Source organism: Streptococcus sp. 1559 (genome assembly GCF_013276735.1).
Lineage (GTDB): Bacteria > Bacillota > Bacilli > Lactobacillales > Streptococcaceae > Streptococcus > Streptococcus pseudopneumoniae.
In genome coordinates this window covers 1-12,919 of the sequence record NZ_VMLO01000118.1, presented here as the reverse complement: position 1 = coordinate 12,919, position 12,919 = coordinate 1, and the positions used below count along the sequence as shown (strand labels likewise).

At 41.3% G+C, this 12,919-nt stretch carries 6 protein-coding genes and 1 pseudogene; 5 read left to right on the top strand and 2 right to left on the bottom strand.

Annotated elements, in window-relative coordinates:
* The first annotated feature begins 208 nt into the window (after positions 1–208).
* A complete protein-coding gene (bgaA, locus tag HT688_RS11000) occupies positions 209–6,919 on the top strand; it encodes an LPXTG-anchored adhesin/beta-galactosidase BgaA (RefSeq protein ID WP_172923796.1) in 6,711 nt (2,236 codons plus the stop codon).
* Between the two features lie 247 nt (positions 6,920–7,166).
* Here bgaA and HT688_RS10995 read toward each other — a convergent pair whose 3' ends face one another.
* Complete coding sequence (locus HT688_RS10995; RefSeq protein ID WP_000547416.1) at positions 7,167–8,165, bottom strand: transposase; 999 nt, start codon at positions 8,163–8,165, stop codon at positions 7,167–7,169.
* 211 nt (positions 8,166–8,376) lie between these two features.
* Positions 8,377–8,736 (bottom strand): DUF3397 domain-containing protein, encoded by a 360-nt coding sequence (locus HT688_RS10990; protein WP_000525416.1) that lies wholly within the window; start codon positions 8,734–8,736, stop codon positions 8,377–8,379.
* A 91-nt stretch (positions 8,737–8,827) separates the two neighbouring features.
* Between HT688_RS10990 and mnmL the strand changes: the two are divergent.
* The 4 genes and pseudogenes from mnmL to HT688_RS10970 all read left to right on the top strand — a co-directional run bounded on the left by mnmL (position 8,828) and on the right by HT688_RS10970 (position 12,638).
* Positions 8,828–9,784, top strand: a pseudogene (mnmL, locus tag HT688_RS10985) (tRNA modification radical SAM protein MnmL/YtqA).
* Complete coding sequence (mnmM, locus tag HT688_RS10980) at positions 9,768–10,325, top strand: tRNA 5-(aminomethyl)-2-thiouridylate-methyltransferase MnmM (protein WP_000828435.1); 558 nt, start codon at positions 9,768–9,770, stop codon at positions 10,323–10,325. The pseudogene mnmL and the gene mnmM overlap by 17 nt, the downstream one beginning before the upstream one ends.
* Positions 10,318–10,572: a hypothetical protein gene (locus HT688_RS10975; RefSeq protein WP_000361076.1), complete on the top strand. Its 255-nt coding sequence runs from the start codon at positions 10,318–10,320 to the stop codon at positions 10,570–10,572. Before mnmM ends, HT688_RS10975 begins: the two co-directional genes overlap by 8 nt.
* An 11-nt stretch (positions 10,573–10,583) precedes the next feature.
* Positions 10,584–12,638, top strand: a complete 2,055-nt coding sequence (locus tag HT688_RS10970) for a cation:proton antiporter domain-containing protein (RefSeq protein ID WP_172923795.1) — start codon at positions 10,584–10,586, stop codon at positions 12,636–12,638.
* Positions 12,639–12,919: the final 281 nt, after the last annotated feature.

Below are 12,919 nucleotides of genomic sequence, written 5' to 3'. Positions count from 1 at the left end.
AACTGATGAAGTCAGCTCAAAACACAGTTTTGAGGTTGTAGATGAAACTGACGAAGTCAGTAACCATACCTACGGCAAGGCGACGCTGACGAAGTTTGAATTGGATTTTCACAGAGTGTAAATTGTTGAAACTAGGTTGTCATACAATGTATACCACTTGGGCTTTGGCAGTAGCTAACTGCACTAAATATAATATAAGGAGGGTTTTATGGGGAAAGGCCATTGGAATCGGAAAAGAGTTTATAGCATTCGTAAGTTTGCTGTGGGAGCTTGCTCAGTAATGATTGGGACTTGTGCAGTTCTATTAGGAGGAAATATAGCTGGAGAATCTGTAGTTTATGCGGATGAAACACTTATTACTCATACTGCTGAGAAACCTAAAGAGGAAAAAACGATAGTAGAAGAAAAGGCTGATAAAGCTTTGGAAACTAAAAATGTAGTTGAAAGGACAGAACAAAGTGAATCTAGTTCAACTGAGGCTATTGCATCTGAGAAGAAAGAAGATGAAGCCGTAACTCCAAAAGAGGAAAAAGTGTCTGCTAAACCGGAAGAAAAAGCTCCAAAGATAGAATCACAAGCTTCAAGTCAAGAAAAACCGCTTAGGGAAGATGCTAAAGCTGTAACAAATGAAGAAGTGAATCAAATGATTGAAGACAGGAAAGTGGATTTTAATCAAAATTGGCACTTTAAACTCAATGCAAATTCTAAGGAAGTCATTAAACCGGATGCAGATGTATCTACGTGGAAAAAATTGGATTTACCGTATGACTGGAGTATTTTTAACGATTTCGATCATGAATCTCCTGCACAAAATGAAGGTGGACAGCTTAACGGTGGGGAAGCTTGGTATCGCAAGACTTTCAAACTAGATGAAAAAGACCTCAAGAAAAATGTTCGCCTTACTTTTGATGGCGTCTACATGGATTCTCAAGTTTATGTCAATGGTCAGTTAGTGGGGCATTATCCAAATGGTTATAATCAATTTTCATATGATATCACTAACTATTTGAACAAAGATGGTCGTGAGAATGTGATTGCTGTCCATGCAGTCAACAAACAGCCAAGTAGCCGTTGGTATTCAGGAAGTGGTATCTATCGTGATGTGACTTTACAAGTGACAGATAAGGTGCATGTTGAGAAAAATGGGACAACTATTTTAACACCAAAACTTGAAGAACAACAACATGGCAAGGTTGAAACTCATGTGACCAGCAAAATCGTCAATACGGACGACAAAGACCATGAACTTGTAGCAGAATATCAAATCGTTGAACGTGGTGGTCAGGCTGTGACAGGTCTAGTACGTACAGAGAGCCGTACCTTAAAAGCACATGAATCAACAAGCCTAGATGCGATTTTAGAAGTTGAAAGACCAAAACTCTGGACCGTTTTAAATGACAAACCTGCCTTGTACGAATTGATTACGCGTGTTTACCGTGACGGTCAATTGGTTGATGCTAAGAAGGATTTGTTTGGTTACCGTTACTATCACTGGACTCCAAATGAAGGTTTCTCTTTGAATGGTGAACGTATTAAATTCCATGGAGTATCCTTGCACCACGACCATGGGGCGCTTGGAGCAGAAGAAAACTATAAAGCAGAATACCGTCGTCTCAAACAAATGAAGGAGATGGGAGTTAACTCCATCCGTACAACCCACAACCCTGCTAGTGAGCAAACCTTGCAAATCGCAGCAGAACTAGGTTTACTCGTTCAGGAAGAGGCCTTTGATACTTGGTATGGTGGCAAGAAACCTTATGACTATGGACGTTTCTTTGAAAAAGATGCCACTCACCCAGAAGCTCGAAAAGGTGAAAAATGGTCTGATTTTGACCTACGTACCATGGTCGAAAGAGGCAAAAACAACCCTGCTATCTTCATGTGGTCAATTGGTAATGAAATAGGTGAAGCTAATGGTGATGCCCACTCTTTAGCAACTGTTAAACGTTTGGTCAAGGTTATCAAGGATGTTGATAAGACTCGCTATGTTACCATGGGAGCAGATAAATTCCGTTTCGGTAATGGTAGCGGAGGGCATGAGAAAATTGCTGATGAACTCGATGCTGTTGGATTTAACTATTCTGAAGATAATTACAAAGCCCTTAGAGCTAAGCATCCAAAATGGTTGATTTATGGATCAGAAACATCTTCAGCTACCCGTACACGTGGAAGTTACTATCGCCCTGAACGTGAATTGAAACATAGCAATGGACCTGAGCGTCATTATGAACAGTCTGACTATGGGAATGATCGTGTGGGTTGGGGGAAAACAGCAACCGCTTCATGGACTTTTGACCGTGACAACGCTGGCTATGCTGGACAGTTTATCTGGACAGGTACGGACTATATTGGTGAACCTACACCATGGCACAACCAAAATCAAACTCCTGTTAAGAGCTCTTACTTTGGTATCGTAGATACAGCCGGCATTCCAAAACATGACTTCTATCTCTACCAAAGCCAATGGGTTTCTGTTAAGAAGAAACCGATGGTACACCTTCTTCCTCACTGGAACTGGGAAAACAAAGAATTAGCATCCAAAGTAGCTGACTCAGAAGGTAAGATTCCAGTTCGTGCTTATTCGAATGCTTCTAGTGTAGAATTGTTCTTGAATGGAAAATCTCTTGGTCTTAAGACCTTCAACAAAAAACAAACCAGCGATGGTCGTACCTACCAAGAAGGTGCGAATGCTAAGGAACTCTATCTTGAGTGGAAGGTTGCTTACCAACCAGGTACCTTGGAAGCTGTAGCTCGCGATGAAGCTGGAAAAGAAATTGCACGTGACAAGATTACCACTGCAGGGCAACCAGCAGGAGTTCGCCTCGTCAAGGAAGAACACGCCATCGCCGCAGATGGAAAAGACTTGACTTACATCTACTACGAAATCGTAGACAGTGAAGGAAATGTTGTACCAACTGCCAATAATTTGGTTCGTTTCCAATTGCATGGACAAGGTCAACTAGTCGGTGTCGATAATGGGGAACAAGCCAGCCGAGAACGCTATAAGGCGCAAGCAGATGGTTCATGGATCCGTAGAGCCTTTAACGGTAAAGGGGTTGCCATCGTTAAATCAACTGAACAAGCAGGTAAATTCACTCTGACTGCCCACTCAGATCTCTTGAAATCGGACCAAGTTACCGTCTTTACTGGTAAGAAAGAAGGACAAGAGAAGACTGTTTTGGGGACAGAAGTAGCAAGAGTTCGTACATTAATTGGTAAAGAACCAAAAATGCCGAAAACAGTAGGTTTTGTATACAGCGACGGTAGTCGTGAAAAACTTCCAGTAACTTGGTCTCAAGTCGATGTTAGTCAAGCAGGAGTTGTGACTGTTAAAGGTACAGCAAATGGACGTGAGGTAGAGGCTCATGTCGAAGTTCTAGCAATTGCGAAAGAATTACCAACAGTTAAACGTATTGCTCCAAATACTAACTTGAATTCTGTAGACAAATCTGTTTCCTATGTTTTGACTGATGGAAGTGTACAAGAGTATGAAGTGGACAAGTGGGAGATTGCCGAAGAAGATAAAGTTAAGTTAGCAATTCCAGGTTCTCGTATTCAAGCGACCGGTTATTTAGAAGGTCAACCAATTCATGCAACCCTTGTGGTAGAAGAAGGAAATGCTGCAGCACCTGTAGTGCCAACTGTTACTGTTGGAGGTGAGGCAGTAACAGGTCTTACTAGTCGACAACCAATGCAATATCGTACTCTATCTTATGGTGCCCAACTGCCAGAAGTCACAGCAAGTGCTGAAAATGCTGATGTGACAGTTCTTCAAGCAAGCGCAGCAAACGGCATGCGTGCGAGCATCTTTATTCAGCCTAAAGATGGTGGCCCTCTTCAAACCTATGCAATTCAATTCCTTGAAGAAGCACCAAAAATTGCTCACTTGAGCTTGCAAGTGGAAAAAGCTGACAGTCTCAAAGAAGACCAAACTGTCAAATTGTCGGTTCGAGCTCACTATCAAGATGGAACGCAAGCTGTATTACCAGCTGATAAAGTAACCTTCTCTACAAGTGGTGAAGGGGAAGTCGCAATTCGTAAAGGAATGCTTGAGTTACATAAGCCAGGAGCAGTCACTCTCAAAGCGGAATACGAGGGAGCTAAAGGCCAAGTTGATCTCACTATCCAGGCCAATACTGAGAAGAAGATTGCGCAATCTATCCGTCCAGTAAATGTAGTGACAGATTTACACCAAGAACCTACTCTTCCGTCAACAGTAACGGTTGAGTATGACAAAGGTTTCCCTAAAGCTCACAAAGTCACTTGGCAAGCTATTCCGAAAGAAAAACTAGACTCCTATCAAACCTTTGAAGTACTAGGTAAAGTTGAAGGAATTGACCTTGAAGCGCGTGCAAGAGTCTCTGTAGAAGGTATCGTTTCAGTTGAAGAAGTCAGTGTGACAACTCCAATCGCAGAAGCACCACAATTACCAGAAAGCGTTCGGACATATGATTCAAATGGTCACGTTTCATCAGCTAAGGTTGCATGGGATGCGATTCGTCCAGAGCAATACGCTAAGGAAGGTGTCTTTACAGTTAATGGTCGCTTAGAAGGTACGCGATTAACAACTAAACTTCATGTTCGCGTATCTGCTCAAACTGAGCAAGGTGCAAACATTTCTGACCAATGGACCGGTTCAGAATTGCCACTTGCCTTTGCTTCAGATTCAAATCCAAGCGACCCAGTTTCAAATGTTAATGACAAGCTCATTTCCTACAATAACCAACCAGCCAATCGTTGGACAAACTGGAATCGTAGTAATCCAGAAGCTTCAGTCGGTGTTCTGTTTGGAGATTCAGGTATCTTGAGCAAACGCTCCGTTGATAATCTAAGTGTCGGATTCCACGAAGACCATGGAGTTGGTGCACCGAAGTCTTATGTGATTGAGTATTATGTTGGCAAGACTGTCCCAACAGCTCCTAAAAACCCTAGTTTTGTTGGTAATGAGGACCATGTCTTTAATGATTCTGCCAACTGGAAACCAGTTACTAATCTAAAAGCCCCTGCTAAACTCAAGGCTGGAGAAATGAACCACTTTAGCTTTGATAAAGTTGAAACCTATGCTGTTCGTATTCGCATGGTTAAAGCAGATAACAAGCGTGGAACGTCTATCACAGAGGTACAAATCTTTGCGAAACAAGTTGCGGCAGCCAAACAAGGACAAACAAGAATCCAAGTTGACGGCAAAGACTTAGCAAACTTCAACCCTGATTTGACAGACTACTACCTTGAGTCTGTAGATGGAAAAGTTCCGGCAGTCACAGCAAGTGTTAGCAACAATGGTCTCGCTACCGTCGTTCCAAGCGTTCGTGAAGGTGAGCCAGTTCGTGTCATCGCGAAAGCTGAAAATGGCGACATCTTAGGAGAATACCGTCTGCACTTCACTAAGGATAAGAACTTACTTTCTTATAAACCAGTTGCTGCGGTTAAACAAGCTCGCTTGGTACAAGTAGGTCAAGCACTTGAATTGCCGACTAAGGTTCCAGTTTACTTCACAGGTAAAGACGGCTACGAAACAAAAGACTTGTCAGTTGAATGGGAAGAAGTTCAAGCAGAAAATCTGACAAAAGCAGGTCAATTTACCGTTCGAGGCCATGTCCTTGGTAGTGATCTTGTTGCTGAGTTCACTGTACGAGTGACAGACAAACTAGGCGAAGCTCTTTCAGATAACCCAGAGTATGATGAAGACAGTAACCAGGCCTTTGCTTCAGCCACTAACGATATTGATAGAAACTCCCATGACCGTGTGGATTATCTCAATGACGGAGATCATTCAGAAAATCGTCGTTGGACAAACTGGTCTGCAAGACCGTCTACCAATCCAGAAGTATCAGCAGGCGTAATCTTCCGTGAAAATGGTAAGATTGTAGAACGGACTGTTGCACAAGGAAAAGTTCAGTTCTTTGTAGATAGTGGTACAGATGCACCATCTAAACTTGTTTTGGAACGTTATGTCGGCCCAGACTTTGAAGTGCCTACCTACTATTCAAACTACCAAGCCTACGAATCTGGACATCCATTTAACAATCCAGAAAATTGGGAAGCTGTGCCTTATCGTGCGGATAAAGACATTGCAGCTGGTGATGAAATCAACGTAACATTTAAAGCTATCAAAGCTATCAAAGCCAAAGCTATGAGATGGCGTATGGAGCGTAAAGCAGATAAGAGCGGTGTTGCGATGATTGAGCTGACCTTCCTTGCACCGAGTGAATTGCCTCAAGAAAGTACGCAATCAAAGATTCTTGTAGATGGAAAAGAACTTGCTGATTTCGCTGAAAATCGTCAAGACTATCAAATTACCTATAAAGGTCAACGGCCAAAAGTCTCAGTTGAAGAAAACAATCAAGTAGCTTCAACTGTGGTAGATAGTGGAGAAGATAGCCTTCCAGTACTTGTTCGCCTCGTTTCAGAAAGTGGAAAACAAGTCAAGGAATACCGTATCCACTTGACTAAGGAAAAACCAGTTTCTGAGAAGACAGTTGCTGCTGTACAAGAAGATCTTCCAAAACTCGAATTTGTTGAAAAAGATTTGGCATACAAGACAGTTGAGAAAAAAGATTCAACACTGTATCTAGGTGAAACTCGTGTAGAACAAGAAGGAAAAACTGGTAAAGAACGTATCTTTACAGCGATTAATCCTGATGGAAGTAAGGAAGAAAAACTCCGTGAAGTGGTAGAAGCTCCGACAGACCGCATCATCTTGGTTGGAACCAAACCAGTAGCTCAAGAAGCTAAAAAACCACAAGTGTCAGAAAAAGCAGATACAAAACCAATTGATTCAAGTGAAGCTAGTCAAACTAATAAAGCCCAGTTACCAAATACAGGTAGTGCGGCAAGCCAAGCAGCAGTAGCAGCAGGTTTAGCTCTTCTAGGTTTGAGTGCAGGATTAGTAGTTACTAAAGGTAAAAAAGAAGACTAGAAATTTTGATACCTTCTTTATCATTAAAGACCAAAGAAAAACTCTTGTCCTAAATAGAAGATAAAGAGCCTGAGACAAAATAGTTCTCAACCACAAAAAAGCTAGATATTTCCAATTGCGGAACTCTAGCTTTTTAATTTTGAGTCGTTCTCTTATTGTATAGTAGATTGAAACTAGAATAGTACACTTCTACTTCTAAAACATTGTTAGAAATCAATTTGACTGTCCTTATCGATTTGTCCTGTTCTTATTTCATTTCACTATGTTTTAGGAGGTTATTGGCCATAAGTACCAATCCCATGTCAATTCTCACTTGACGCATCCCTCTCAGATTACATCTCTTGTAACCCAAACAAGCCTTTATCTGCCCAAAGACAGGTTCCACATCAATCTTGCGTTGAGCGAAAATCTGTCTACCTTGGGGAGATAAAAGCGCCTGACATTCTTTAACTTTCAAGTTTTGGTAGCCTTCGTTCATATACAGTCCCTTTTGAGGGGCTGATTCAGGTTCGTCGGCGTAGTAAACCTTGATTTCCTGTTGCAAGTCTGTCTGTGTTTTCTGATGTTTGATATGGTGAAAACGATAGCACCAGCCATCAGGATGTGTGTAGCTATCCTCCTTGTTATCATAGTGCCAATTCGCTAAGTTTCTAGCTGACTGTTTATAGCCTCTTTTCTGTTCCTTGTCAAACATGGCATATTTAATCAGAAGGGGAGTGATTTCTTCTTGAAAATAGACCTGTATCTGTTCTTGAAGTTTGGCGGAGAATTTCTCTGTCGTTTTCTTCCACACAAAACTATACTTGTTGGCATTGGCTTCAATCTTAGTTCCGTCAATAAACAGACAATCTAAGGTCACTAACTCTTCCATTTTTAAACGAAGATTGAGGTCGATGAAAAGATCACAAATAAGGTCTTCCATCCCTTCAGCGACTCGAAAACGATTGATGGTGCGATAGCTGACAACCAACTGCCCTGTTAGGTATTGCATAGCCAGATTTTCAATCATCATTTTTTCAATTTTTCGCCCAGAGAAAATCCCTTGTGAATAGGCAAATAGAAGAGCAGATACAAGCATTTTTGGGTGATAAGACGGGCGACCAAAGGCATGATAGAAGGCGTGGAAGTGATAATCCTCCAAGGTATTCACCACTTTTTCAATAGTAAAGACGAGATGGTCTTGTGGCAAGAAGGAACTGATTTCTAGTGGTAAAGTTGTTTGATTTGTGTTATAGTGAATATGCATGGGATAGCCTTTCTAAATGGTTTATTGGGCAATTCTATTTTACCAAGACTATCGTAACCATGCAAAAAAAGCAACGGCAAATCCGTTGCTTTTTTTGGAGATAAGAGACTATTGTCCCAGACTCTTTTCTTTGTATAAAATTGTATAGTGTTATTGTCTATACTATTTTGTAGAGAAAGCAAAAATCCCTAGAAAATGCTTAGGGATTCGACTATTTCATTAAGAACAATTCAACAATCATTTCTATATATATGATAAGGGTTAATAAGAATCCTGCACGCCAGAAGAATTTGATGAATTTAGGATAGTAAAAGCTGCGTTTTTTCAAAAGGAAGAAAAAGACGAGAATAATGGCTAGGAACGAGAGGGCTAGCCCCAGTCTAGGGAGGAAATTATGGGTAAAGGTTTTAGCTGTAATCAAGTAATACTCAAATACCAAGACTGGAAAAGACAAATCCGCAAAGTTTCGTCCTAGTTTTTTTAATCTAAAAAGTTTGGTTAGGATAATGCAGACGACTAAGGTCAGTATCAATAATAAAATAGATGCTAATTTCATTAAAATCATACCCATATTGTATCATAAAAAAAGGCTAATGGAAACGAGAAACAGAGGAATTTATAGGAAAGTCAGGCTTTTGAGATTGTGGGTGATTTTTGTTATAATGAAAGTCATGAAATCTTATAATACCTTGAATGATTATTATCGAAAACTCTTTGGAGAAAAGACTTTTAAAGTCCCTATTGATGCGGGATTTGACTGTCCCAATCGTGATGGAACTGTGGCTCATGGAGGCTGTACTTTTTGTACGGTTTCAGGTTCTGGAGATGCTATTGTAGCCCCAGATGCGCCTATCCGTGAGCAATTTTATAAGGAAATTGACTTTATGCACCGTAAGTGGCCAGATGTTCAGAAGTATCTGGTTTATTTTCAAAATTTTACCAACACCCATGAAAAGGTGGAAGTTATTCGAGAGCGTTATGAACAGGCTATCAATGAGCCAGGTGTGGTAGGAATCAATATTGGAACGCGCCCAGACTGTTTACCAGACGAAACCATCGAATATTTGGCTGAGTTATCGGAGTGCATGCATGTGACGGTTGAATTGGGCTTGCAAACTACTTATGAAGCAACCTCTGACCTGATTAACCGTGCGCATTCTTATGAATTGTAGGTGGAAACGGTCAAGCGTTTGAGAAAGTATCCAAAAATTGAGATTGTTTCCCATTTGATCAATGGTTTGCCTGGTGAAACCCATGAGATGATGGTTGAAAATGTCCGCCGTTGTGTCACGGATAACGATATTCAAGGGATTAAACTGCATTTGATCCATCTTATGACAAATACTCGTATGCAACGAGATTACCATGAGGGACGTTTACAATTGATGAGTCAGGACGAATATGTCAGGGTCATCTGTGACCAACTGGAAATTATTCCCAAACATATCGTCATCCATAGAATTACAGGAGATGCGCCTAGGGATATGCTGCTTGGGCCTATGTGGAGCCTCAATAAATGGGAAGCTCTCAACAGCATTGAGATGGAGATGCGACGTCGTGGAAGTGTTCAAGGATGCAAGGCTGTAAAACAGGAGTTTGAAAATGAAAAGACCACTTGAGATGGCACATGATTTTTTGGCTGAGGTCGTGACAAAAGAGGATGTCGTAGTGGATGCGACTATGGGAAATGGTCATGACACGCTTTTTTTAGCCAAGCTAGCCAAGCAAGTCTATGCCTTTGATATTCAGAAGCAAGCCTTGGAAAAGACCCAAGAGCGTTTGCATCAGGCTGGCTTGACAAATGCCCAGTTAATCTTGCAAGGCCATGAGACACTGGACCAGTTTGTGACAAAAGCTAAGGCAGGGATTTTTAATTTGGGCTATTTGCCGTCAGCTGATAAGTCTGTCATCACCCGACCGCAGACAACGATTGAGGCATTAGAAAAGCTATGTGGCTTACTTGTCAAAGGTGGACGAATTGCTATTATGATTTACTATGGTCATGAAGGAGGCGACCTCGAGAGAGATGCTGTCTTGGATTTTGTAATCCAGTTGAACCAACAAGAGTACACAGCTGCCATTTACCGAACTTTAAACCAAGTCAACAACCCGCCGTTTTTAGTGATGATTGAAAAATTAGAGAGATACAGACATGGATAAACAATACCTACACGAAAAGCTGGATGCCATGCGCCAGAATTTTGTTGAATCAACCCACCACGAACGATCGGTGGGCGTGCTAGACCAAGCACATATGAGCAAAAAAATGCTTAAAATCAAGAAAAAATTAGTTGCTCTTGAAATGGAACGGTGCCAGAGAAAAATTGAGCACAAAGACTGTTCCAAGATTGACCAAAAAATCAAAGAGCAGAAGGAGATATTTGAATCCTGTTGTAAAAAAGATTAAGGAGGACGTGCGTGGAATTACTGATTTACCTCATCCTATTTTTACTGGTCTTGATTGTCTCAAGTACAACCAATAAGCTCCTACCCTTTTTGCCTCTCCCTTTGGTGCAGATTCTTTTGGGAATTGTGATTGGTCTCTTTTTACCCAATACTGACTTTCACCTTAATACGGAGTTGTTTTTGGCACTGGTTATCGGACCCTTGCTTTTCCGAGAGGCTGAAGAAGCAGATGTTAAGGCTATTTTAAAACACTGGCGAATCATTGTTTATCTCATATTTCCAGTGATTTTTATCTCGACCCTGAGTTTGGGGGGCTTGGCCTATCTTCTTTGGTTCAGCCTTCCCTTGGCAGCCTGCTTGGCTGTTGGGGCAGCCCTTGGTCCTACGGACTTGGTGGCCTTTGCCTCTCTTTCGGAGCGTTTTAGCTTTCCTAAGCGCGTGTCCAATATTCTTAAGGGCGAAGGACTCTTGAATGATGCTTCTGGTTTGGTGGCTTTTCAGGTAGCTTTGACAGCTTGGACAACTAGAGCTTTTTCTCTTGGGCAAGCTAGCAGTTCGCTCATCTTTTCAATCCTAGGCGGTTTTTTAATTGGATTTTTAACAGCCATGACCAACCGTTTACTCCATACCTTCTTGCTAAGTGTGCGCGCAACGGATATTGCCAGTGAACTTTTATTAGAATTGAGTTTGCCTCTTGTGACCTTCTTTCTGGCAGAAGAAGTCCACGTTTCAGGGATTATTGCCGTCGTAGTTGCTGGGATTTTAAAGGCAAGTCGCTTCAAGAAAATCACGCTCCTCGAAGCCCAAGTGGATACGGTGACCGAGACGGTCTGGCATACAGTGACCTTTATGCTCAACGGTTCTGTCTTTGTGATTTTAGGGATGGAGCTGGAAATGATAGCAGAGCCTATCTTAACCAATCCAATCTATAATCCCTTACTTTTATTGCTAACTCTTATAGCCCTTACCTTTGTCCTCTTTGTCATTCGTTTTATTATGATCTATGGCTATTATGCCTATAGAACCCGACGCCTCAAGAAAAAGCTAAATAAGTATATGAAGGACATGCTTCTCTTGACCTTTTCAGGTGTTAAGGGAACGGTGTCGATTGCTACGATTCTCTTGATACCAAGTAATCTAGAACAGGAGTATCCTCTCTTGCTTTTCCTTGTTGCAGGTGTGACGCTTGTCAGCTTTTTAACAGGTCTCTTGGTCTTGCCTCATCTTTCTGATGAAGAGGAAGAAAGCAAGGATTATCTCATGCATATCGCCATTTTGAATGAAGTAACGCTAGAGTTGGAAAAAGAGTTGGAAGACACCAGAAATAAACTTCCCCTCTATGCGGCTATTGACAATTACCATGGACGTATTGAAAATCTCATTTTAAGCCAAGAAAACCAGGATGATCAAGAAGACTGGGCTGCTTTGAAACTCTTGATTCTTAGTATTGAAAGTGATGGTTTGGAACAGGCCTATGAAGAGGGGAACATTAGCAATCGTGCTTACCGAGTTTACCAACGTTATCTGAAAAATATAGAACAAGGAATCAATCGTAAACTTTCCTCAAGACTAACCTATTATTTCCTTGTTTCTTTGCGGATTTTACGTTTTCTCCTTCATGAAGTTTTTACTCTCGGGAGGACTTTCCGTAGCTGGAAGGACAAGGAGCAAAGCCGTCTCCGTGCTCTTGATTATGACCAAATTGCAGAGCTCTATCTTGCCAATACAGAGATGATTATTGAAAGTTTGGAAAACCTGAAGGGAGTCTATAGACGCTCTTTGATTAGTTTTATGCAGGAGTCTCGTCTTCGAGAAACAGCTATTATCAGCAGTGGTGCCTTTGTCGAACGGGTTATCAATCGCGTTAAGCCTAACAATATCGATGAAATGCTGAGGGGCTATTATCTGGAGCGCAAGTTGATTTTCGAATACGAAGAAAAACGATTGATTACGACCAAGTATGCCAAGAAGTTACGACAAAATGTCAATAACTTAGAGAACTATTCCTTGAAGGAAGCTGCCAATACCCTGCCGTATGATATGGTGGAATTGGTAAGAAGAAATTAGTTAATACTCTTCGAAAATCTCTTCAAACCACGTCAGCGTCGCCTTGGATTATATATGTGACTGACTTCGTCAGTTTCATCTACAACCTCAAAGCAGGGCTTTGAGCAACCTGCGGCTAGCTTCCGAGTTTGCTATTTGATTTTCATTGAGTATAATTCAATTACCATTATTTTCTCCGATTTCTTGATAGTTTATAAAAAACCTAGGCTGTCACTCCTAAACAGTATGACAACCTAGTTTCAACAATTTACATTTTATAGGAGCGCATTATTTTGCTTTTG